Origin of the sequence: Cryobacterium roopkundense, from assembly GCF_014200405.1 — a bacterium.
GTDB classification, from domain to species: domain Bacteria; phylum Actinomycetota; class Actinomycetes; order Actinomycetales; family Microbacteriaceae; genus Cryobacterium; species Cryobacterium roopkundense.
The window spans coordinates 2,929,736-2,951,466 of sequence record NZ_JACHBQ010000001.1; the positions used below are offsets into that span (position 1 = coordinate 2,929,736).

17 protein-coding genes are annotated in these 21,731 nt (G+C 67.8%); 8 read left to right on the forward strand and 9 right to left on the reverse strand.

From position 1 onward, the window contains the following. Positions 1-23 precede the first annotated feature (23 nt). Positions 24-1,856, forward strand: coding sequence for an ABC transporter ATP-binding protein (locus BJ997_RS13740; RefSeq protein ID WP_035837798.1), 1,833 nt, complete (start codon positions 24-26; stop codon positions 1,854-1,856). 33 nt (positions 1,857-1,889) lie between these two features. On the opposite strand, the gene BJ997_RS13745 is transcribed toward BJ997_RS13740, so the two are convergent. Next, positions 1,890-5,006 carry an alpha-mannosidase gene (locus tag BJ997_RS13745; RefSeq protein WP_035837797.1) on the reverse strand — a complete coding sequence of 1,039 codons (3,117 nt, stop codon included), beginning with the start codon at positions 5,004-5,006 and terminating at the stop codon, positions 1,890-1,892. Positions 5,007-5,210: 204 nt separating this feature from the next. Beyond that, entirely contained in the window at positions 5,211-7,061 is a 1,851-nt protein-coding gene (locus tag BJ997_RS13750) for a phosphoenolpyruvate carboxykinase (GTP) (protein ID WP_152602265.1), read from the reverse strand. A gap of 157 nt (positions 7,062-7,218) precedes the next feature. Here BJ997_RS13750 and BJ997_RS13755 point away from each other — a divergent pair, with 157 nt between their 5' ends. Beyond that, positions 7,219-8,661, forward strand: coding sequence for a helix-turn-helix transcriptional regulator (locus tag BJ997_RS13755; RefSeq protein WP_035837795.1), 1,443 nt, complete (start codon positions 7,219-7,221; stop codon positions 8,659-8,661). A gap of 188 nt (positions 8,662-8,849) precedes the next feature. Here the strand turns inward: BJ997_RS13755 and BJ997_RS13760 are convergent, their stop codons facing one another. Together BJ997_RS13760 and BJ997_RS13765 are read right to left on the reverse strand one after the other, a co-directional pair. Continuing rightward, the gene (locus BJ997_RS13760; protein ID WP_052542441.1) at positions 8,850-9,833 is read right to left on the reverse strand and encodes a type IV toxin-antitoxin system AbiEi family antitoxin domain-containing protein; all 984 of its coding nucleotides are present in this window, start codon (positions 9,831-9,833) and stop codon (positions 8,850-8,852) included. Positions 9,834-10,139: 306 nt separating this feature from the next. Beyond that, positions 10,140-10,772: a TetR/AcrR family transcriptional regulator gene (locus BJ997_RS13765; RefSeq protein ID WP_035837794.1), complete on the reverse strand. Its 633-nt coding sequence runs from the start codon at positions 10,770-10,772 to the stop codon at positions 10,140-10,142. A gap of 92 nt (positions 10,773-10,864) precedes the next feature. Between BJ997_RS13765 and BJ997_RS13770 the strand changes: the two genes are divergently transcribed. The 6 genes from BJ997_RS13770 to BJ997_RS13795 all read left to right on the forward strand — a co-directional run bounded on the left by BJ997_RS13770 (position 10,865) and on the right by BJ997_RS13795 (position 17,783). Continuing rightward, positions 10,865-12,610, forward strand: coding sequence for a purine-cytosine permease family protein (locus tag BJ997_RS13770; protein WP_052542440.1), 1,746 nt, complete (start codon positions 10,865-10,867; stop codon positions 12,608-12,610). After that, positions 12,504-13,499 (forward strand): nitrilase-related carbon-nitrogen hydrolase, encoded by a 996-nt coding sequence (locus BJ997_RS13775; RefSeq protein ID WP_035837793.1) that lies wholly within the window; start codon positions 12,504-12,506, stop codon positions 13,497-13,499. The genes BJ997_RS13770 and BJ997_RS13775 overlap by 107 nt, the downstream gene beginning before the upstream one ends. Beyond that, complete coding sequence (locus tag BJ997_RS13780; RefSeq protein WP_035837790.1) at positions 13,496-14,533, forward strand: agmatine deiminase family protein; 1,038 nt, start codon at positions 13,496-13,498, stop codon at positions 14,531-14,533. The genes BJ997_RS13775 and BJ997_RS13780 overlap by 4 nt, the downstream gene beginning before the upstream one ends. Positions 14,534-14,721: 188 nt before the next feature. Beyond that, positions 14,722-16,095: a hemolysin family protein gene (locus tag BJ997_RS13785; RefSeq protein WP_035837788.1), complete on the forward strand. Its 1,374-nt coding sequence runs from the start codon at positions 14,722-14,724 to the stop codon at positions 16,093-16,095. Further along, complete coding sequence (locus BJ997_RS13790) at positions 16,092-17,138, forward strand: hemolysin family protein (RefSeq protein WP_035837787.1); 1,047 nt, start codon at positions 16,092-16,094, stop codon at positions 17,136-17,138. The genes BJ997_RS13785 and BJ997_RS13790 overlap by 4 nt, the downstream gene beginning before the upstream one ends. A gap of 309 nt (positions 17,139-17,447) precedes the next feature. After that, positions 17,448-17,783 carry a hypothetical protein gene (locus tag BJ997_RS13795; protein ID WP_035837786.1) on the forward strand — a complete coding sequence of 112 codons (336 nt, stop codon included), beginning with the start codon at positions 17,448-17,450 and terminating at the stop codon, positions 17,781-17,783. A 155-nt stretch (positions 17,784-17,938) separates the two neighbouring features. Here the strand turns inward: BJ997_RS13795 and BJ997_RS13800 are convergent, their stop codons facing one another. The 5 genes from BJ997_RS13800 to BJ997_RS13820 all read right to left on the reverse strand — a co-directional run bounded on the left by BJ997_RS13800 (position 17,939) and on the right by BJ997_RS13820 (position 21,720). After that, the gene (locus tag BJ997_RS13800; protein WP_183323529.1) at positions 17,939-18,100 is read right to left on the reverse strand and encodes a hypothetical protein; all 162 of its coding nucleotides are present in this window, start codon (positions 18,098-18,100) and stop codon (positions 17,939-17,941) included. Between the two features lie 341 nt (positions 18,101-18,441). Then, on the reverse strand, positions 18,442-18,720 hold the full coding sequence (locus BJ997_RS13805; protein WP_183323530.1) for a hypothetical protein: 279 nt from the start codon (positions 18,718-18,720) through the stop codon (positions 18,442-18,444). A 238-nt stretch (positions 18,721-18,958) separates the two neighbouring features. After that, a complete protein-coding gene (locus BJ997_RS13810) occupies positions 18,959-20,098 on the reverse strand; it encodes a transposase (RefSeq protein WP_420827198.1) in 1,140 nt (379 codons plus the stop codon). A gap of 219 nt (positions 20,099-20,317) precedes the next feature. Next, a complete protein-coding gene (locus BJ997_RS13815; RefSeq protein WP_035838724.1) occupies positions 20,318-20,929 on the reverse strand; it encodes an SRPBCC domain-containing protein in 612 nt (203 codons plus the stop codon). Next, positions 20,929-21,720 (reverse strand): 3-hydroxyacyl-CoA dehydrogenase, encoded by a 792-nt coding sequence (locus tag BJ997_RS13820; RefSeq protein ID WP_035838728.1) that lies wholly within the window; start codon positions 21,718-21,720, stop codon positions 20,929-20,931. The genes BJ997_RS13815 and BJ997_RS13820 overlap by 1 nt, the downstream gene beginning before the upstream one ends. Positions 21,721-21,731 lie beyond the last annotated feature (11 nt).

Below are 21,731 nucleotides of genomic sequence, written 5' to 3' on the forward strand. Positions count from 1 at the left end.
GGCCTGGCGGGTCGCTCACCGACGTGGGGCCGCGCGCCACCTTCAGCCAGCTGCTGCCGTACCTGCTCGAGCACAAGAAGGTGCTCGGCTTCGTGATCGTGCTGAGCGTGCTCGGCGCCGCCGCTAGCCTCGCGCAGCCGCTGCTGGTGAGCCAAGTGATCACCCGCGTGCAGAACAACACGCCGCTCGATTCCCTCGTGATCGCGCTCATTGGTCTCGTGGTGATTTCGGGCCTGATCAGCGGTTACCAGCACTACCTCCTGCAACGCACGGGCGAGGGCGTGGTGCTCTCCAGCCGCCGCAAGCTCGTGAACCGACTGTTGCGCCTCCCGATCCGCGAATTCGACGCGCGTCGCACCGGCGACCTCGTCTCGCGCGTCGGAAGTGACACCACACTGCTGCGCGCCGTGCTTACCCAGGGCCTCGTGGAAGCCATCGGCGGCTCGCTCACGTTCGTGGGCGCGCTCATCGCCATGCTCGTGATCGACCCCGTGCTGCTCGGGCTGACCGTGCTCGTGATCACGGTCTCGGTCGTGACCGTCGTGCTGCTGTCGCGGCGCATCCGCACGGCCAGCCAGGCCGCGCAGGCCAAGGTGGGCGACCTCGCGGCGAGCGTGGAGCGCGCGATCAGCGCCATCCGCACCGTGCGGGCCTCAAACGCCACCGAACGCGAAGTCGCCGTGATCGAGGAAGACGCCCGCGGCGCCTGGCGGATGGGCATCAAGGTCGCCAAGATCTCCGCACTCGTGGTGCCGATCGCCGGAATCGCGATGCAGGTGTCGTTCCTCGTGGTGCTCGGCGTGGGCGGTTTCCGGGTGGCGAGCGGGGCCATCTCCATCGCCGACCTGGTGGCGTTCATCCTCTTCCTGTTCATGATGATCATGCCGCTCGGCCAGTTCTTCGGCGCGATTACCTCGGTCAACTCCGCGCTCGGCGCGCTCGGCCGCATCCAGGAGATCATCGACCTGCCTTCTGAAGACCAGTTCGACCGCGACCTCGCGCCGTTGGCCATGACAGTGGGCGCCGCGAACGCGAGCGTGCGGCCCGATGCCGACGCCATTTCGTTCGAGAACGTGCAATTCGGGTACACGGCAGTTGCCGTGGCCGTCGACCCGCTGGCCGAGGCAGACGCCGAGGCGGTCGACGCAGTCGTGGCGCCGGCGCCGGCGGAACCGCGCCCCGTGTTGCACGGGGTGTCATTCAGCGCCCCCCGCGGCCTGCGCACCGCTCTCGTGGGCCCCTCCGGCGCGGGGAAGAGCACGATTCTCGCGTTGATCGAGCGCTTCTACGACGCCGACTCGGGCGTCGTGCGCCTCGGCGGGCTCGACATCCGCACCCTCGACCGCACCGCCCTGCGCGCCCAGATCGGCTACGTGGAACAGGACGCCCCGGTGCTCGCCGGTACGCTGCGCGACAACCTCACGCTCGCGAGCCCCGAGTCCACAGACGCGGACTGCATCAAGGTTTTGCACGCCGTGAATCTCGGCGAGGTGCTCGACCGCGACCCCGCCGGGCTCGGCGCGACCGTCGGCGAATCCGGCGTGAAGCTCTCCGGCGGGGAGCGCCAGCGGCTCGCCATCGCGCGGGCACTCCTCTCCGCGCCGCCTATCCTGCTTCTCGACGAGAGCACCTCGAGCCTCGACGGCGCGAACGAGCAGATGATGCGCGCCGCGATCGACGCCGTGGCGCAGGACCGCACCCTCATCGTGATCGCTCACCGACTGTCGACGGTCGTCGACTCCGACCAGATTGTGGTGCTCGACCACGGTCAGGTGATTGGAACCGGCACGCACTCCGAGCTTGTGGTCTCCACCCCGCTCTACCGCGAGCTCGCGAAACACCAGCTGCTCGTCTAGCGGATGCCGCCGCGCAACGGCGCGCGGCGCCGATCAGGGGCGCGGGAACCTCAGCGTGACCAGCTGGAACGGGCGCAGCTCGAGGGAGACAGCGGACCCGTCGGCGGAGACCACGGCGGCCGAGTCGATCGAGCGCTCGAGCAGGTCGGTTTCGTAGGCATCCGCTGCCTCAAACCAGCGGATGACCGTGGCCCGCGCCCGCGACCCGTGCGCCTCGTAGAGCCTCACGATCACATCTCCGCTGCGGTCTTCAGCCAACTTCACGGCCTCCACCACCACGGCCGGGTTGTCAACGCTCAGCAGCGGCGCCACCGCCGCGGACTCGACGCCCGCCACGCGGCGCAGCGGCAGGTTGAGGCGGTACCCCTCGGCGACGGCCTCCGGGATGCCGGCGCCGACCCGCAGCGACACACGCATCGAGTGGGCGCCCTGGTCTGCCGTCGGGTCGGGGTAGAGCGGAGCGCGCAACAGCGAGAGCCGTACCGTGGTGCTCGTGCGGCCGGCGGCATCCGTTACCCGGGCGATGGAATGACCGTAGGTGGAATCGTTGGCCACCGCCACGCCGTAGCCGGGCTCGCCCACGTGCACCCAGCGGTGCGCGCAGGTTTCGAACCGAGCCCAATCCCAGGAGGTGTTCGCATGCGTGGGGCGGAATACATGCCCGAACTGGATCTCCGAAGCCGCCCGGTCGGCGTGCACGTCGAGCGGGAACGCCAGCTTGAGCAGCTTCTGCCGCTCCTGCCAATCGATGGCAAGGTGCACGTCGATGGCGGCCGACCCGGCGTCGAGCGTGACCTCCTGCACGACGCGGGAGGCGCCGAATGTGCGGGTGATGCGCACCCCCACCCGTGCCGGCGCCTCAAGGAAAACCTCCACCGACTCGGCGGCGGTCAGCTCCAGCGCAGTGCGGCGGTGGTGCTCGTCGATGTCCCACGCGTCCCACTGGGTGGGGGTGTCCCGGAACTGCTGCAGCAGGTTGCCTCGCGTGCCCGCCGGGATCACCTCGCGGTCGGCCACGAGATCGCGCACCGAGGAGAACAGCCCGTCTGCGTCGACGGTCACGGCCACGAGCCCGTTCGCGAGCACGATCCCCGCGTCGGTGCGGGTAACGGATGCGCCGGGCTGGGCCGTGCACGCGGGCGTCGTGCACGGCGGAGTGGCGCCCGGCTGCGACCAGGAGCGGCCCGCCGAGTCTGCCCGTGCTGCGCCGGCTGCGGCGCCACCACCTTCGACTCCACCGCCAAGGGCGGCGACCCCCTCGACGGCGTAGGGGCCCGCGTTCAGCGCGACGCTTCCGCATCCGCTTCCGCAGAGCGCCCGGGCGGATGCCTCGATCAGCGTGCCGAGCGCCGTCGCCACCTCGGCATAGTTGCGTTCCGCCTCGGCGTGCACCCAGGCGATGGACGACCCGGGCAGGATGTCGTGGAACTGCTGAAGCAGCACCGTGTGCCACAACGTCTCGAACGCCGCGTACGGGTACTCGGCGCCGGTGCGCACCGCTGCTGTCGTGGCCCACAGCTCCGCTTCGCGCAGCAGGTGTTCGCTGCGCCGGTTGCCCTGTTTGGTGCGGGCCTGCGAGGTGAAGGTTCCGCGGTGGAATTCGAGGTAGAGCTCCCCCGACCACACCGGCGGGTCGGCGTACTCCGCCTCAGCCGCCTCGAAGAACCGGCGCGGCGTGGACAGCTCCACAGTGGGCGAGCCTTCGAGACTTGCGGTGCGTCGGGCGGCCGCGATCATGTCAATGGTGGGGCCTCCGCCGCCGTCGCCCCAGCCGAAGGGAACGAGCGAGCTGTTCGCGCGGCCCTTCTCGGCGAAGTTGCGTTCAGCCCGGGCGAGCTCGGCGCCGGAGAGCTCGGCGTTGTAGTCGGCGACGGGCGGGAAGTGCGTGAAAATTCGCGTGCCGTCGATTCCCTCCCAGAGGAACGTGTGATGCGGAAACACGTTCGTCTCGTTCCAGGAGATCTTCTGGGTGAGGAACCAGCGAGACCCGGCCGCCGCCACGATTTGCGGCAGCGCCGCCGAGTAGCCGAACGAGTCCGGCAGCCACACCTCGAGCGGTTCCACGCCGAACTCGCGCATGAAGAACGTCTTGCCAGCCACGAACTGCCGCGCGAGCGCCTCACCGCCGGGCATGTTCGTGTCGGATTCCACCCACATGCCTCCGGTCGGCACGAAGGCGCCGCGCGCGACGGCCGCGCGCACCCGATCGAACAGCTCCGGGTACGCCTCCTTCAGCCAGGCGTATTGCTGAGCGGATGACGCGGCGAACGCAAAATCCGCGTTCTCACCCATCAGGCTCAGCACGTTCGAAAAGGTGCGCGCCACCTTCCGCACGGTCTCGCGCACGGGCCACAGCCAGGCGCTGTCGATGTGCGCGTGGCCGACCGCGTGCACGTTGTGTGCGCTCGCGTTGGCCGGGCGCGAGAGCACGTTCGCGAGAACGTCGCGGCCGGCCGCTGCGGTTCCCGCCACGTCGTGCGGGTCGACCGTGTCGACGCAGCGTTCCAGAGCACGCAGAATCTCGGCGCGTCTCGCCGTTGCCGGGGGTAGTTCGGCGAGCAGGCCGCGCAGGGCGGTGACATCCTGCACGAGCTCCCAGACGGTCTGGTCTTTGAGCGCCACATCTACCTGCCGCAGCGTGTAGAGCGGTTCAGCGCCCGCCGTGGCGAGGTCGCCGAGCGGCGTAGGCTGAAAAGTGAAGTCCCCCGCGATGTTCGGGTTCGAGGCCGCCTCCACGAAGAAGTCCACCGAGCTTCCGCGGAGCGAGACCGCCTGGTTGCGGGCCTCGACGGCTTTCACGATCATGCCGTTTGAGGAATAGACAAGTCCCTCGGCTTGAAACCCGGGCACCGAGGCGCTGAAGCCGAGATCCACCACGAGTTCCGGGCGCAGGCTTTCGTTCGACAACCAGCCTTCGGGAACCGCCCCAGTGACGTGGAACCAGGTCGTGCCCCACGGCCTCCCCCACGGGTCGCCGACCGCGAAGGGCCCAAATTCATGCTCAACCGCCGTCGCAAAAGCCACCGGCTCACCGGGCGCATCCCAGCTCTCCACCCTGAGCGGCTGGCTGGCCCTGTAGACGGCGGGCTGCAGCCGTTCCGTGACGAAACGGGTGATGCGAAGCAGAACGAGCGCGCTATTGTCGTGCATGCCAGCATCCTAGGCCCCGGTGTCGTCCGCCATCGGGTTCGGGCATAACTCCTGCAAATCGTGACGGCCGAGCGGGGCGCCCGCGTGATTCCGGGACGGAATCGTGGGCGGTCCGGAATCTGCAGGAGTTATGCGCACGGGGAGCCACCCACACACAAAACGGCCCCGCCACGGGAGGTGGCGGGGCCGTTCAGCACGCGGCGACTAGGCCTTGAGGTGGTAGCGCACGCTCGCGAGCTCGGCGAGCAGGGCCGGCGGCATGCGGTCACCGAACTTGGTGAAGTACTCCTCGGTGAGGTCGCACTCCGCCAACCAGCTGTTGGTGTCGATGTCGAAGAGCTGGTCGAGGGCTTCCTTCGACAGGTCGAGGCCGTCGAGGTTGAGCCCGTCCTCAGCGGGGAGCAGGCCGATCGGGGTGTCGATGGCGTCCGCGCTGCCTTCGATGCGGCGAACCATCCACTCGAGAACGCGGGAGTTCTCGCCGAATCCGGGCCAGATGAAGCTACCGTCGGGGCCCTTGCGGAACCAGTTCACCTGGAAGATCGCGGGAGCCTTGGTGCCGAGCGACTTGCCCACCTTGAGCCAGTGACTCCAGTAATCGGCCATGTTGTAGCCACAGAACGGGAGCATCGCAAACGGGTCGCGGCGCAGTTCGCCCACGATGCCATCGGCGGCGGCGGTCTTCTCTGAGGAGATGGTGGCGCCCATGAACACGCCGTGCTTCCAGCTGCGGGCCTGGGCGACGAGCGGCACGTTGGTGGCGCGGCGTCCGCCGAAGACAATCGCATCGATCGGCACTCCGCCGGCCGCTTCCCAGTCGTCCGCGATCGACGGGCACTGGGCTGCAGCGACGGTGAAGCGGGAGTTCGGGTGTGCTGCGGGGCGACCGGAGGCGGGCGTCCAGTCCTTGCCTTCCCAGTCGATCAGGTGGTCGGGCGCCTTCTCGGTGAGGCCTTCCCACCAGACGTCTCCGTCATCGCGAAGGGCCACGTTTGTGAAGATCGTGTTGCCCCACATAGTGCTGACGGCGGTCGGGTTGGTGAGCTCGCCGGTTCCGGGGGCGACCCCGAAGAAGCCGGCCTCGGGGTTGATCGCCCAGAGGCGACCGTCTTCACCCTGACGCAACCAGGCGATGTCGTCGCCGATCGTCTCGACCTTCCAGCCCGGGATGGTCGGCTGCAGCATAGACAGGTTTGTCTTGCCACAGGCGGACGGGAACGCGGCGGCCACGTGGAACGTGCCGCCTTCCGGGGAGATCAGCTTGATGAGCAGCATGTGCTCGGCGAGCCATCCCTCATCGCGGCCCATGACGGATGCGATTCGCAGCGCAAACGACTTCTTGGAAAGCAGCGCGTTTCCGCCATACCCGGAACCGAACGACCACACCTCGCGGGTTTCGGGGAACTGCACGATGTACTTGGTGTCGTTGCAGGGCCATTCCACATCGGGGCGGCTGCGTCCGTCGGCACCGACGAGCGGGTAGCCGACGCTGTGCACGGTGTGCACCCAGGGGTCACCGGCCTCGATCATCTCGATGATCTTCTCGCCCATGCGCGTCATGATGCCCATGTTGAGCACGACGTAGGCGGAGTCGGTGATCTCGACGCCCAGCTGGGAGATGGAGCCGCCGAGCGGGCCCATCGAGAACGGAACAATGTACATGGTGCGGCCGCGCATGCTGCCGGCGAAAACACCCTTGAGTTCGCTGCGCATCGCCGCGGGCTCGGCCCAGTTGTTCGTGGGGCCGGCGTCGGCCTCATCTTCGGAGCAGATGAACGTGCGGCCCTCAACACGGGCGACGTCCTTCGGGTTGGTGCGGGCGAGAAAGCTGTTCGGGCGCCATTCCGGGTTCAAGCGGATGAGCTGGCCCGAGTTCACGAGCTCCTTGGACAGCTCGTTGGCCTCGCGTGACGATCCGTCACACCAGACGATCTGGTCGGGCTGGGTAAGCTCGGCGATTTCGTCGACCCAGGCCTGCAGCACGGGATCGGTGGTTCCGGTGCGCTCGGGAAGAGCGATGCTGCCGGTCTGGACGGATGAGCTTGTCAGGGTCATAGTGTGGCCTTTCCAATGTCGCCTGCGAGCGAGATTGATCGGGTGGAAATCTTTCGGGAGCGTAATTTTCTCTCGTGTAATCAGAATGCTCCTCTTTCCGGCTTCATACCGAGTAATACCGGGTTAATAATTGCTGTTCTTTAGCTATCGTTAAGGAATGTCGCCTCAAGCCTCCGATCTCATCACCCTGGGCCACCGCATCCGTCATTTTCGAGCCGAACGCGGACTCACCCTCGACCAGCTCGGCGAGCGCGTGAACCTCGCCGGCAGCCAGCTTTCCCTGATCGAAAACGGGCGCAGGGAACCCAAACTCTCTGCCCTGCAGGATCTGGCCGGGGCCCTCGGGGTGGAGCTGGCCGAACTCCTCAGCCGCGAGGCGCCCAACAACCGGGCCGCGCTCGAGATCGAACTCGATCGGGCGCAGAAGAATCCCCTCTACGGAGCGCTCGGCTTGCCGCAGGTCAAGGTCACCAAGGGCACGCCGATGGCCGCGATCGAATCACTCCTCGGACTTCACCGCGAGCTTGCCCGCCGGGCGAATGAGGCCATCGCCACTCCTGAGGAGGCTCGCCGAGCCAACACCGAACTGCGCGAGCGGATGCGAGAAGAGGGCAACTACCTGCCCGACATCGAGGAACTCGTGGAGGAACGGGTGAGGGCCTCCGGGCACGTGTCGGGAGCGCTCACCCACCGCGAGGTGAGCGTGATGGCCGAGCAGCTCGGCTTCAGCCTCGTGTATGTGAACGACCTGCCCAACTCCACCCGCTCGGTGACCGATCTCGTGAACGGCCGCATCTACCTGCCGCCGGCCTCGATTCCGGGCGGCCACGGACTTCGCTCGATGGCCCTGCAGGCGATGGGGCACCGGCTCCTCGGCCACGAGCGGCCCGGCAGCTACGCCGAGTTCCTCTGGCAGCGTCTCGAGATCAACTATTTCGCAGCGGCGTGCCTGATGCCGCGCGATGCATCCGTTGCCTTCCTTTCGCACGCCAAGGCGGAGCGCGAGCTGTCGGTGGAGGACTTTCGCGACGCCTTCGGAGTGACGCACGAGGCTGCGGCGCTGCGGCTGACCAACCTCGCCACCTCGCACCTCGAGATGCCGGTGCATTTTCTGCGCGTGAACGGCGACGGGGCGCTGCAGAAGGGCTACGAGAACGACGGACTTCCCTTTCCAAGTGACGTGACGGGCTCGATCGAGGGCCAGTTCGTGTGCAAGCAGTGGTCGTCGCGCAGCGCCTTCACCCACACCAACCGCACGACGGAGTATTACCAGTACACGGACACCCCGGCCGGAACGTTCTGGTCAGCGACGCAAACGGGTGTGACGGATGCCGGCGAGTACTCGATCAGCGTCGGCGTACCGTTCGCGCACGCCAAGTGGTTTCGGGGGCGAGAGACGGTCCAGCGCGCGGTGTCACGCTGCCCCGACGAGTCGTGCTGCCGCCGCCCCAACTCGGAGGCGGCCTCGCGCTGGGCAGGACGTGCCTGGCCGAGCGCGCGCCTGCACGCAAACGTGCTCTCGCCGCTGCCGTCTGGGACGTTCCCGGGAGTCGACGACATGGAGGTCTACGAGTTTCTGGAGCGCCACGCCGCCGAGTAGTGCAGCCGCGCCCCTGCGCCCTGCGCCCTGCGCCCTGCGCCCTGCGCCGCAAACCTGCACGTGCGCGGGGTCCTGCGCCGCAAACCTGCACGTGCGCCCGCGAAACCGCCCGCAGGAGCCACTTTTGGACGCGCCAGCCCCCGCACGAGCCGCTTTCGGGCGCAGCGGATCCAGGCGGCAGTCCGCGCTCACAGCCCGGGACGACGGATGACGCGGGTCGCGCGCACGGGGACCAGCCCTGCCTTCGTGAGCATCTGAAACAGGCGAGCCGGATCCCTTAAGTGCTCCCAGAGCACGCGCACCACTCCATAGCCCAGCGCTCGCAGTCGGTCTTCCCGAAGCTTCTCTCTGACCACAATCTCAGACTCGCTCAGGCCGTGCCGGAACCGCTCCTCACTGTATTTGACCAGGCCGTCGAACTCCGCGATGAGCCGGAAACCGACCCAGGTGAAATCTGCGAATCCGATCAGGCCGTCCGCGTCCCGAAATTCCATCTGCAGCTCCGGAAGATCGAAGCCGAGTTCGGCGATGATCAGACGGCAGAGCGACTCGCCGACGGACTCCGACAGAGTTGTCGCCGCATCCAGCACGGCCGACACGCGCCGAAGGCCACGCAGCGGGGAGAGTTGATCAAGCAGGTCCCGCACGTCGTCGAGCGTGGTGAGGAATTGGTGCGTGCGTCGGTCGACGAGCACCGCGGCATCCGTTGCCACGACGGCCGACAGGAAGGGAAGGGTCAGGGCGAGATCGATCACCGTGCGGGGTGTTGTCGTCGCAGTGAGGCCGTCGGCCGTACCCACTGACACCCCCTGGAGACCGACGGTGTGCACCGCGAGAATGGTCGTCGACCGTCCGCCGGACGCGCAATCGCTCAGCACGTGTGCCCGGTCTGGCCAGCGACCGAGCACCGGCAGCCCGAGCAGCGCGGCGGCGGTCTGGTGGGAGAACACCAGACCGGGGCCTGCCACGCGCTCGGCAATGGTCGCGAGTAGCCGATGGCGGTCGGGCGGGCGAAGAGTGGCCCAGAGGGCGCAATCGAGGTAGACGCCCTGTTTCAGGCGAACGAGGGTACCCCGTCGTACGGCGCGGCCCAGGCGGGTGTCGTCGAGCCCGAGCGCACCCATGTCACACGTGAAGATGAGGGATTCGCGGGCCAGCTGAATTTCGTCCATGGCGCGACGATGGCACGGTGCCGGGGCCTCGAGCCGGCCGGGGCAACATCTGTACAGAACTCCAGCGCCGGGGTGCCTGTGGAGAACAGGCGCGGCCCGATGGCGGGGCCTCGACGCCCGGGCTGGTGCGCCCAGAAACTGCACCTGCGCCCGCGATACTGCCCGCACGAGCCGCTTTCGACCGCACGAGCCTGCGCACGAGCCGCTTTCGACCGCACGAGCCTGCGCACGAGCCGCTTTCGACCGCACGAGGCAGGCCGCAGAGCGGGGCCGCGCAAGGCAGGGCGGCGGGCAGGGCGGAGCGGGTCAGAGCGGATCGAGGGCGCCGGGCACGAGGCCGAGTTCGTGCTCCGTGACAGTGCGCACGAGGCCGCGCAGGGTGCGCGCGTCGCCGTAGCGAACGGTGGCGTGGGCATTCAGGCCATCGATGATGCCGAGCAACTGCCACGCCACAGTGTCAGGGTCGCTCGCCGTGAACTCTCCGCGGGCACAGCCCTCATTCAGCAGTCCGGCCACAAAGGCCTGCCAGGCGTCCATCTGGCGCCCCACCTCCGCGGCGAGCGCGGGGTTGCGCCGCCCGAGGCTCCAGGCGTCGAGCCAGACCACGGTGACGCCGGTGCGCTCCGGGCCGAGCAGCGTGTTCACGAGGCCGCGGATCGCGTCGACGGACGTCACCGAGGGCGCGAGCTCCGCCGCCACGTCGCCGATCTCGGCGGCCACGATTTCGCCGAAGGTGTCGGCCACGAGCACGTCCATGTTGGGTTGGTAGTGACTCACCAGGCCGCTCGTCACGCCGACGCGCGCCGCCACAGCGCGCAGCGTGATTCCGTAGAGCCCGTCGTCGAGCGCGATCTCGCGGGCCGCGGCGGCGATCTCGATTGCGCGCTCACCGGGGTCTTTGCGCCGGCTTCGACCGGGAATTCCGGCATCACTTGACATGGCTCCCCAGTGTATATAGCTTTGCTCCTAACCTATTGATCATTTGATCAATAAGCCCGCCCGAAGGAGCACTCAATGACGAGCAGCGCTGCATGACCCGCACCGACAGCCGCGAGGACGCACGAGCCGAGATCCACCCACAGACCCGGCCCCCGACATCCACTGCCGAGCGCCCCGAACCGACAGCCGCCCACCCGGGCCGCACGGCCTCCGGCCACCTCGAACCTCACCCGGCCCACCCCGGCCGCACCGCCACCATCCACGCAGAGACGCACGCGGCCCACCCCGGTCACGCCGCTGCCCAGCGTCCCGAACCGCGCGGCACCGCCCACCCCGACCGCGACGCCGCCGGCCGCATCGAGACCCACGGCGTTGACTTCGTGCCCACGGACCAGCGCCACGGCCGACCCCGCGAACTCACCTGGATCTGGATGTCGACCAACGTGGTCTACCTGAACTTCGTGCTCGGCGGCACGATGACGCTGCTCGGCCTCTCCCTCGTGAACTGCCTGCTCGTGGTGCTCCTCGGCAACCTGTGGTGGCTACTTGTGGGTTACCTCGCCATCAGCGGTCCGGCAGCCGGCAGCCCGAGCGTCGTCATCATGCGCGCCATCTTCGGCGTGCGCGGCAACCGGATGTTCGGCGCCGGCCTTGGCGTGCTCATCGGGCTGCTGTACGTGATCATCAACTTGGCCTTCGCCTTCCTCGCCGGCATGGCCCTGCTCGAGTTTCTCGGCGTGGCACCCAGCTCCCCGCTGCGCTGGCTCGTACTCCTGGTCGTGGCGGCCGCAACGTTCACCGTCAGCGTGTACGGTCACGCCACCATCACGAAACTCAGCCCTTGGCTCACCCTCGCTCTCGCCGCGTGCTTCGGTGTGCTCGGCTTTTTCATCCTCGGCGCCGCCGACTTCGGCTACACGGTTGCCGCCCAGACAACGGATGCCCGTTGGGCCGCCTTCCTGCTCGGGTTCACCATCATTTCCTCCGGACCACTGTCGTGGGGTACCGGCGCCGACTACTCCCGCTACCTCCCCGAGCGCTCGAAGCCCAGCCGTGTGCTGATCTGGACCGCGATCGGCGGCTTCATCCCGGCGGTGCTCATCGCCTGGCTTGGCGTACTTGCCGGCACCCGCATGGACATGACAGATCCGCAGACGGCGCTGCTGCAGATTCTTCCCGGCTGGTTCTACCCGGTGTTCCTGTTTGCTATTCTGCTCGGGAGCACCGCCAACAACGTGCTCTGCTCGTATTCCACCAGCCTGTACATTCAGGCCCTTGGCGTGCGACTTCCCCGCGCCGCGACAGTGCTGCTCACCGCCGCGATCACCATCGCCGCCTCCGCCTGGCTGCTCTTCGTAGCCGAGAGCTTTCTCGACACCCTGAACAGCGCGCTCGAGATCAGTGTCGCCGTGCTCGGGCCGTCTGTCGCCGTGTACGCCGCCGACCTGGCCCTTCGCCGCAACCGCTACAGCGGCCCCGACCTCGCCCTCGAGACCCCGGACAGCCCGTTCTGGTTTAGCGGCGGCTACTGCTGGCCCGGCATCATCGCCATCAGCGCGGCCACTCTCGCCGCCGTCGCGACCTCCAACACCACCCTCTACCAGGGCCCGATCTCGGTGCTCCTCGACGGCGCCGACCTGTCCGCCCTCGTGGGGCCCCCGTCCTCGGCGCCGGAATCTACGCCATCCTCTGGCGCCGCCCTTCCCCTTCCAGAACTCATCAGGAGCTCCCATGCGCACGATAGTCGCCCCCGCCATTCCCCCCGCGTTCACCCGAACGGATGCCCCAAGCCGGCTCCCCCTGCGGGTCGCGCTCGTGCAGCATCGCTGGCACCCTGACAGTGCGGCCCTGCGCGCGGAGCTGGCCGACGGCATCCGCGTGGCCGCCGCCGAAGGCGCCCGGGTAGTGTTCCTGGCCGAGCTCACCCTGAGCAAATATCCCGGCAACGTGCGGGCGAAGGGCGTGCCGAAGAGCGACGCCGAAGATCTGCTCGAAGGACCGACCTTCGCGTTCGCCGCCGAGCAAGCTCGGCTGCACGGCGTGTTCGTACACGCCTCCCTGTTCGAGCGGCCCGCCGATCGCGACGAACCCGACGACCCCCGCGGCTACAACACAGCGATCCTGGTGTCGCCGGCCGGCGCGCTTGCGGGCCGCACCCGCAAGACGCACATTCCCATCAGCGCCGGCTACTACGAAGACACCTATTTTCGACCCGGCCCCGCCGAAGACGCGTACCCCGTGCACGAACCTGAGGGGCTCGGCGGGGCACGCCTTGGCCTGCCCACTTGCTGGGACGAGTGGTTCCCCGAGGTGTCGCGGCTGTACGGCCTCGGCGGCGCCGACATTCTCGCCTACCCCACGGCGATAGGGTCCGAGCCGTCATTCCCGGCGTTCGACACGCAACCCATTTGGCAGCAGGTCGTGGTGGCCAACGGAATCACCAGCGGCCTGTTCATGGTCGTGCCAAATCGCCACGGAGACGAGGGTGACCTCACGTTCTACGGTTCGTCCTTCATCTCCGACCCCTACGGTCGGGTGCTCGTGCAAGCGCCGCGGGACGAATCCGCTGTGCTCGTGGCCGACCTCGACCTGGCCCAGCGCGCCGAGTGGCTCGCCCTGTTCCCGTTCCTGCTCACCCGCCGGCCCGACACCTACGCGGGGTTGGTGCGGCCGGTCGACCCGGCGCGCCCGTTCGGCGCGGTCGCACTCGCCGAGGTGACGGCATGAGCTGGCGGATGCCGGCCGAGACCGCGCCGCAGGACAGGGTGTGGATGGCGTTCCCGGTGGGCGGTTACACGCTCGGCGACGACGCAGCGTCGGCCCACGAGGCGCGGTCCACCTGGGCTGCCGTGGCCCACGCCGTGGCCGAGTTCGAGCCGGTACGCATGGTTGTCGACCCGCGCGAGCGCGCCGCCGCCACCCGGTACCTCTCCGTCGACATCGAGGTGCTCGAGGCCCCGCTCGACGACTCGTGGATGCGCGACATCGGCCCCACCTTCGTGCACGGGCCGGGCGGGGAGCTCGGCGCGGTCGACTGGACCTTCAACGGCTGGGGCGCGCAGGATTGGGCGTCGTGGAAAGAGGATGCCGAGATCGGCCGGTTCGTGACCGGCGCGTCGGGCGCCACCGCGGTGTCGTCTCTTCTCGTGAACGAGGGCGGCGGATTCCACGTGGACGGCGAGGGCACCGTTCTGCTCACCGAGACCGTGCAACTCGACCCGGGCCGCAATCCGTACGCCGACCGGGCCAGGGTGGAAGCCGACCTCGCGCGCACGATCGGCACGGAGCACGCCGTGTGGCTGCCGCGCGGACTCACCCGCGACCAGGAACGCTACGGCACCCGCGGCCACGTTGACATGGTCGCCGCGATCCCCTCCCCCGGTACCGTGCTGCTGCACGCGCAGAACGACCCCGCTCACCCTGACTTCGCGGTGTCCCGCGAGGTGCGCCGCGTGCTTCAGGACGCGCACGACGCCGCGGGGCGGTCGTTCACGGTCATCGATCTGCCCGCGCCGACCCGACTGCGCGACTCTGAGGGCGTTGTGGACTACAACTACGTGAACCATCTCGTGGTGAACGGCGGCGTTGTGGCGTGCAGTTTCGGTGAGGAGAAAGCCGATGCGGTGGCCCGGGACATCCTCGCGGAGGCGTACCCGGGGCGGCGGGTCGTGTCGGTCGACGCGCGGCCGCTTTTCGCCCGCGGCGGCGGCATCCATTGCATCACCCAGCAGCAACCGAGCCGACCGGCGTCTGGAAGCTGAAGCCACAGGCAGATGTTCAGGGAGGGCCGCCCTAGAATAAGGAAGTCGGCGCCCCCAGTGCTTGCCCCTCGGGCGAGCGGTGCCGACCACGCGATACACCTTGAACGGAAGTACATGAGCGCCCCCGGCGACGCCCTTGTCCACCTCTGGCTGCCCTCGGGCGCCCCGACGACAGGGTGGGTGCGCTGATGGAAATCGTTGCCCTGATCGTTGGAATAGTCCTGATCGCGGCCTGCGGAGGCTTTGTCGCCGCCGAGTTCGCCCTCATCACGGTGAACCGCAACGACGTGGAAGCCGCCGCCGAAGCCGGCGATAAGCGCTCGATGGGCGCGCTTCGCGCCATGAAGACCATGTCCACGCAGCTCTCCGGTGCCCAGCTCGGCATCACCGTGACCAACCTCGGCATCGGTTTCGTCGCCGAGCCGGCCATTGCTAGTCTCGTCGACGGCCCGCTCGGCGCGGCCGGACTCTCGGATGCCGCAGCTACGACGGTGTCGGTCACGCTCGCCCTCGTACTCGCGATGATCCTCACGATGATCTTCGGTGAGCTGATCCCGAAAAACCTCGCGATCGCGCGTCCGCTGCAGACCGTTCGCGCGGTGCAGGGCTTCCAGCGCGGGTTCACCAAGATCATGGCCTACCCCATTCGCCTGTTCAACGGCACCGCCAACAAGGTCGTGCGCCTGATGGGCTTCGAACCGCAGGAGGAGCTCGCTTCCGCCCGCTCCCCCGAAGAGTTGCTCGGCCTCGTGCGCCACTCGGCGAATAAGGGAGCCCTCGCTGTCGACACCGCCGAGCTCGTGGAACGCTCCTTCGCGTTCGGCGACCGGCGCGCCAACGACGTGATGACCCCGCGCGGCCAGATACTGAGCCTCGACCCCGATGACACCGTGCACACCCTGCTGATCACGGCCAAGGCCACCGGGCACTCGCGCTTTCCCATCATCAGCGGCGACGGAGAAGGAACGGTTCACGGCCTCGTGCATGTGCGCCACGCCCTCGCCGTTCCCTACCTCGAGCGCGACACCGTCACCGTGGGCCAGGTGATGGGCCCGGCCACGATCGTGCCCGACACCGTTGAGCTCGACAACCTGATGGACACACTCCGGAAGGGCGGCCTGCAGATGGCCGTGTTGATCGACGAGTTCGGCGACACCGCCGGGCTCGTCACCCTCGAAGACCTGGTTGAAGAGCTCGTCGGAGAGGTTCGTGACGAGCACGACCCCGAGGAAGAGATTCACGAGATCGACCCCGACGGCACCTGGGACCTCGACGCCTCCCTGCGGCCCGACGAAGCCAGCGAACACCTCGGCGTGACGGTGCCCGAACACGAAGAGTACGACACCCTCGCCGGGCTCGTCACCCTCGAACTCGGCCGGCTCGCCCGGGTCGGCGACGCCGTGGAGATCGACGGCGAGGATGTGCCCGGAGAGCCGGATTCTCGCATCCGCTTCGAAGTCACCGCTATGGACGACCACCGCATCGATCGGGTGCGGGTGCTCGTCACCCCCCTCGACCACGACCACGAATCTGAACCCGAGCGAACGGAGAGCCACTCATGAGCGTCACCGCTGGACTACTCCTCACCGTCGGGCTGCTGCTCGTGAACGCCTTCTTCGTGGGAGCCGAGTTCGCACTCATCTCCGCGCGTCGCACCATCGTGGAGCCCAAGGCCCTGGCCGGGTCTCGGGTGGCCAAGATCACGCTCGGCGCCATGGAGAACGTGTCGCTCATGATGGCGGGCGCCCAGCTCGGTATCACGGTCGCGTCGCTGGCCCTCGGCGCGCTCAGCGAACCGGCGATTGCCGCACTGCTCGAGCTCCCCTTCGCTGCCATGGGCGTGCCGGCAGCCTTGCTGCACCCGATCTCTTTCGCGATCGCCCTCTCGATCATCACCTACCTGCACGTGGTGTTCGGTGAGATGGTGCCGAAGAACATCGCCCTTGCCGGGCCGGAGCGCATGGCCCTGCTGCTCGCGCCGCCGCTCGTGCTCATCGTGAAGATCCTGTTCCCGCTGCTCTGGGTGATGAACGCCATCGCCAATGGCTTCCTGCGGCTCATGAAGGTGGAGCCGAAGAACGAGGTCGCAAGCGTTTTCACGCGCGATGAGGTGGCTGCCCTCGTGGAGGAATCCCGTCACGGCGGCATGCTCGACATCAGCGACTCCAAGCTGCTGCTCGGCGCGCTCACGTTCGAGGAGCGCGACGTGTCGAGCGTCGTCATCCCGCTGGCCAACCTCACGACCCTCGCAGCGGATGTCACGCCCGCCCAGGCGGAACACGTTGCCATCGGCGGCTTCTCGCGCTTCCCGGTGCAGGCCGCAGACGGGTCGCTCAGCGGCTACGTGCACATTAAGGACCTGCTCGAAATCGCGGCCGAACGTCGTGATCTGCCCATCGACCCGGCGTTGGTGCGCGCGCTTCCGGAGGTGCGCACGAATCTGCCGCTGCGCCAGGCGCTCTCGATCATGCAGCGCTCGGGCGCGCACCTCGCCCGAGCGACCGACGAGAACGGCCTGGTCACCGGCATCGTGACGCTTGAGGACGTGCTCGAGGAGCTCGTGGGCCAGATTCGCGACGACAGCCGCAGCCTGAAGCTCGCGTAACCCCCGGCCCGGCGCTGGTGCGACCGAAACCTGCACGTGCGGCTGCGATACCGCCCGCCCGTGCAGGTTTCGGGCGCACGGCCCCGCGCACGAGCCGCTTTCGGGCGCACGACCCCGCGCACCAGCCGCTTTTGGGCGCACGACGCGGCCGGCCCCCGCGCGCGAGATGCTGTCCCCGGAGGTGACGGCGTGACTGGCGCTGAGCCGGACTGCTACTCTGAGGCGCGCCCGAACGCAGCTCCCAGCGCGGTCACAGGTAAGGGGAACCCATGACATTCACGCGGCACACCGCCACGCGCCAGGCGCACGATGACTGAGGTCATCGCTGCCTTAGCCGGCGTGATCATCGGCGCATGCCTGGCCCTCGGCGGTCGAGTGCGTGGCGCCATTGCCTCCGTGGTCGCCTACGCCTTTCTCGTCTCGTCGATGATCTGGCTGTCCAGCGTCGTCGCCCCAGCGGCCGGTATCGCTTTGGCGGTCATGCTCTTCGTGGCATTCGCGTCAACCAAAGCCGTCCTGTGGAACAACCTGCCGTCGTTGCAGGGAATGTCGTTTGGGCACCGGGCGCTGATGGCGATCACCCACGCTCGGCGCCTGAGCCGGGAAGACACCGCGATTCGACGGGCCAGTGCCGAAGCACCGTAGGCCGAGCCCAACGGAGCTCGGGGACCAGGTTCGCGATTACAGCCGCAGCCTGGCACTCGCCTAGCGCCCTCGTCGCGGCGCTCGCGCGCCCACGGCCTGCACGTGCTGCCGCGACACCGACCGCCCCCGCAGGTTTCGGGCGCACGGGCGGGTAGTCACCCGCCAGCTGACCCGGTGACCTTGCGGTTGTGCCGTCCCGCGACGACGAACGGGCACGCCAGCGCGGGCAGGGACAGCAGCAAGCCCGCGGGGAAGCCGAGACTCGTCACGCCGAACTGCACTCCGAACGTCAGGGTCACAATCGCCAACGCAAGCATCAGAACACGCCTGCCCGGGTCGTACGGAGGCCTGCCCCAGTAAGGAATACGTGCGGTGGGGTTGGCCCGGGCGAGCCTCACCATGGACAGTGTCCAAAACACGCACGAGAGCGAGCTCAGAAGCATGGCGGCCAGCAGCATGAGTTCCCCCAGGATTCGCGTCGATTCCTCCGACCGTATCGCGCCGGGACGGCGCGGGCGAACTCGGGTTCGACGCGGAGCGACCCCGCTCCCGCGTCCGAAACCTGCCCGTGCGGCCGCGATACCGCTAGCCCGCGCAGGTTCTGGGCGCGCGGGCGACCGTGGCCGCTGCCGGGCCGGCGTGGCGCGGGAACCGCTGGTTAGGCCTGGGCGGCGGTCACGCGGCGATTGTGCAGGGCACGCATCACAAAATGCGGCACGACCAAAATCACAATCAGGATCGCGAAAACCCAGGGGCCGAGCGCATCGTCCGCGAGGTTGCCGCCCCAGATCACCAGCAGGGCCGTGGCGACCAGCAACACCGTGCCGCGTGCCGACCGGCTGGGCGGGTTCTTCATCAGGGGAATGAGCACCCCACGGTTCGCCCGCGAGGTCTGCCGTACGGCGGCGACAGAGCACACGGCACTCGCCACGATCATGATGAGGCCAACGACAAACTTAGTGCTCCCTAGGAGCGTGAGTCAGTAACGCCTATTTACGGTTGGTGCCGCGAAATACGGGTCCAAGCCTCGGGATGGGTTGGGCGGTGCTGGCCTGGCAATCAAGGCCTGTGGCGCAGGGATTGTGGTTGTGCCGATTGAAAAGAGGGCCACGGTCGCGTTGGTGGTTCAGGCGAGGTTGTTGCCGCGGCCCGTCAGGGCGGTTCCGCCCTGCTCTTTAGGTTGCCGGGCTAGCTATCAGCGCGGCCGGCGTGGCCAGAAGCGCCTTGGTTTGCATGGTGTGCAGCTTCATCAGGTTGTGGCAGGCCGCGATCAGATACCACTCGTGCGCTGCTTGCTCCAACCCGCGCAGCAACACAAACTTGCCCTGCCGAGTGTGGATCTGACCGAACACGGGCTCCACGATCGCTTTGCGCCGCGCATAAACCGCGCGGCCCTTCTTCGTCTTGAGCTTCCGCGCCATGCGTTCCCGCAGCGTCGCATTGGCCGGGATCCGGCCCCGGGGAACCTCGGGAACTCGTTCGCCGTGCTTCATTCGGCCGGTCGCGATGAAAAACTCGGTCCGGCCGTCACTGCCCGCTTCAACAGTCTTCGCGTAGTCCAGATTCGATGCTGAACAATACCCGGCATCCGCCAGGACCTGCCCGGGCAAGACGCCGGTCGTGGCGTGGAGTTTCTCGACCAGCGGCACGACCTGTTCAACATCCACGCCAATATTCGTCAGCGTCGTCGCCACGATGATCTGATGGTCGGCATCAACGATGGCCTGCGCGTTGTAGGCGTAGTGGAACGACCCGTCGGCGGTCTTCATGATCCGTGAATCCGGGTCGGTGAAGTTGCGTTGAGCCTTCGGCCTCACGACCGCGTTCTTCGCCGCATCATCACCCTTCTGCGCAGCAATGTCGTCATCGTCGCCCTTGTCCCGGGCCTTCTTCTCGGCCTCTTTCCGCGCCCGGACGGCCGCGTCGGCCTCCAAGGCCGCGCGCGCTTCGGCCAGTTTCACCAGGCGTGACTCCCGCCGCGCGAGCTCCGGCGGCAACTCATCACCGCGTTTGTCCTTTCCGAAACGAGCATCCTCCGCGTCATCGATCGCGTCCACGCACACCCGCTCCAACTCGCGTGACGAACGAACCCCGACGCAATACCCGTAAAGGAGCACCCGGACCATCAACCGAGGGTCATACGGCGGCTGCCCCTTCGACTTCGCGTAAGAGGCATAGAACTTCTTCAGATCCAGCTGAGTTTCGACGATGTCCGCGATGAAACGGGAAAGGTGATTCTGCGGCAACCACTCACCCAAATCCGGCGGCACCAACATCACAGCATTCGGCTCGAAAGCCCGAAACCGCTTGTTCACGCCACCGCCAGCCTCAACGCCGTCATCCACGACCACGTCAACGTGCTCAAGTTCCGTCGCGGGGAACAGGCCATCAGAATCGCTCATAAGCAATTTTCCCAGACCACCACCCCAAGCCCGGGAAATCGACCGGCGTTTTAAAGTTTGGTACTACTGACCCACGCTCCTAGAAAACGGATGCTTCGAGCCTAGCCGGGCAACCGGCATCCGCTGTCGGGGTCAGGGGGCGTCGGGGGCGAACTGCGCGATTGACGCAGCCACGCCCTCGGCAAGTTCGGTGGCCGACGCCAACTCAGAGAGTTCGATCGCGGCCGCCCACGCGTCGATGGCTTGGCGGGCATAGCGCTGAACGGCTGGGGAATTCTCCCAGGTCGAGGGGTCGTTGACGAATTCGCCGCGCAGGAACAGGCCGAGCCCGACCACGCTCATGTCCCAGGCCGGTGCCACGTAGAGCGCGCCCGCGCCGCTGCCCGCCATCGACAACGGAACCGTGTGCTCGAAGGTGAACTCCGTCGAGTCTGGTGCCACGGCCCTCAGCCGCACCTCGACAACACTCGTGTCCATGCCGAAGGTCACGCGCAGCAGGGCTTCCGGCTCGCAGGCGAGAATCGTGCCGCCGGCATTGCCCTCGAACTGGAAGGCGCCGCCCACGTGCAAGTCGCCGCTGAGAGGGAGAAACCAGCGCTCGAGGCTCTCGGGCTCGGTGACGGCCCGCCACACGTCGGCAACAGAGGCTTGATAAACGTGTCCGAGACGCACCTGAATGCCCGTTTCGCCGCCCGCCGGCGCTTCGATGACCTCGCGCGTCGTTGAGATCTTCTGAATGTCCATCACTTGGCCTGCATTCTGATTGCTCCGTCTAGACGGATGGTTTCACCGTTCAGCATGGGGTTTTCCACGATGTGGCGCACGAGAGCGGCGTACTCGGAGGGGTCGCCGAGCCTGGAGGGATGCGGAACCTGGGCGCCGAGAGAATCCCGCACCGGCTGCGGGAGCCCTTTCAGCATTGGGGTGTCGAAGATACCGGGCGCCACAGTCATCACGCGAATGAGGGTTTGCGCGAACTCACGGGCGAGCGGCAGCGCAAGGGCTGCCACACCGCCCTTCGACGCGGCGTAGGCGGCCTGGCCGATCTGGCCGTCGAAGGCAGCAACTGATGCCGTGTTCACGATCACGCCGCGCTCCGCCGTTCCCTGCCCTCCCGTTCCGCCGATCGGCTCGGTGCGCTGCATCATGGCGGCGGCGAGCCTGATCACGTTGAAGGTGCCCACGAGGTTGATGCGGATGGCGCGTTCAAAGTCTTCGAGCGGCATCGGCCCGTCCCTGCCCACGGTGCGGGCGCCGGGCGCGATGCCGGCGCAGTTCACCACGATGCGCAGTGGGCCGAGTTCGCCTGCCGCGTCCACGGCGCTCTGCACGTCACCGGCGCTCGTCACATCACCCGCGACAAAGCGCACGGCCGCGCCCTCGGCGCTGAGCCGAGCGGCGATCTCCGCACCGGGCGCACCCGGCAGGTCAAGCAGCACCACTGCCGCGCCGGCCGCATGCAGGGAGGTGGCGGTGGCCAGGCCGAGGCCCGAGGCGCCGCCGGTGACGAGGGCTGAACATCCGTCGATCTGCATTTACTGCCTTT

What these genes read in the sequence shown, in the direction of transcription:
- BJ997_RS13745 (WP_035837797.1), bottom strand. Translation starts at nt 5,006, where the DNA reads ATGCACGACAATAGCGCGCTCGTTCTGCTTCGCATCACCCGTTTCGTC.
- BJ997_RS13765 (WP_035837794.1), bottom strand. Translation starts at nt 10,772, where the DNA reads ATGTCAAGTGATGCCGGAATTCCCGGTCGAAGCCGGCGCAAAGACCCC.
- BJ997_RS13785 (WP_035837788.1), top strand. Translation starts at nt 14,722, where the DNA reads ATGGAAATCGTTGCCCTGATCGTTGGAATAGTCCTGATCGCGGCCTGC.
- BJ997_RS13780 (WP_035837790.1), top strand. Translation starts at nt 13,496, where the DNA reads ATGAGCTGGCGGATGCCGGCCGAGACCGCGCCGCAGGACAGGGTGTGG.
- BJ997_RS13815 (WP_035838724.1), bottom strand. Translation starts at nt 20,929, where the DNA reads ATGGACATTCAGAAGATCTCAACGACGCGCGAGGTCATCGAAGCGCCG.
- BJ997_RS13760 (WP_052542441.1), bottom strand. Translation starts at nt 9,833, where the DNA reads ATGGACGAAATTCAGCTGGCCCGCGAATCCCTCATCTTCACGTGTGAC.
- BJ997_RS13770 (WP_052542440.1), top strand. Translation starts at nt 10,865, where the DNA reads ATGACCCGCACCGACAGCCGCGAGGACGCACGAGCCGAGATCCACCCA.
- BJ997_RS13750 (WP_152602265.1), bottom strand. Translation starts at nt 7,061, where the DNA reads ATGACCCTGACAAGCTCATCCGTCCAGACCGGCAGCATCGCTCTTCCC.
- BJ997_RS13800 (WP_183323529.1), bottom strand. Translation starts at nt 18,100, where the DNA reads ATGCTTGCGTTGGCGATTGTGACCCTGACGTTCGGAGTGCAGTTCGGC.
- BJ997_RS13820 (WP_035838728.1), bottom strand. Translation starts at nt 21,720, where the DNA reads ATGCAGATCGACGGATGTTCAGCCCTCGTCACCGGCGGCGCCTCGGGC.
- BJ997_RS13755 (WP_035837795.1), top strand. Translation starts at nt 7,219, where the DNA reads ATGTCGCCTCAAGCCTCCGATCTCATCACCCTGGGCCACCGCATCCGT.
- BJ997_RS13775 (WP_035837793.1), top strand. Translation starts at nt 12,504, where the DNA reads ATGCGCACGATAGTCGCCCCCGCCATTCCCCCCGCGTTCACCCGAACG.
- BJ997_RS13790 (WP_035837787.1), top strand. Translation starts at nt 16,092, where the DNA reads ATGAGCGTCACCGCTGGACTACTCCTCACCGTCGGGCTGCTGCTCGTG.
- BJ997_RS13805 (WP_183323530.1), bottom strand. Translation starts at nt 18,720, where the DNA reads ATGATCGTGGCGAGTGCCGTGTGCTCTGTCGCCGCCGTACGGCAGACC.
- BJ997_RS13795 (WP_035837786.1), top strand. Translation starts at nt 17,448, where the DNA reads ATGACTGAGGTCATCGCTGCCTTAGCCGGCGTGATCATCGGCGCATGC.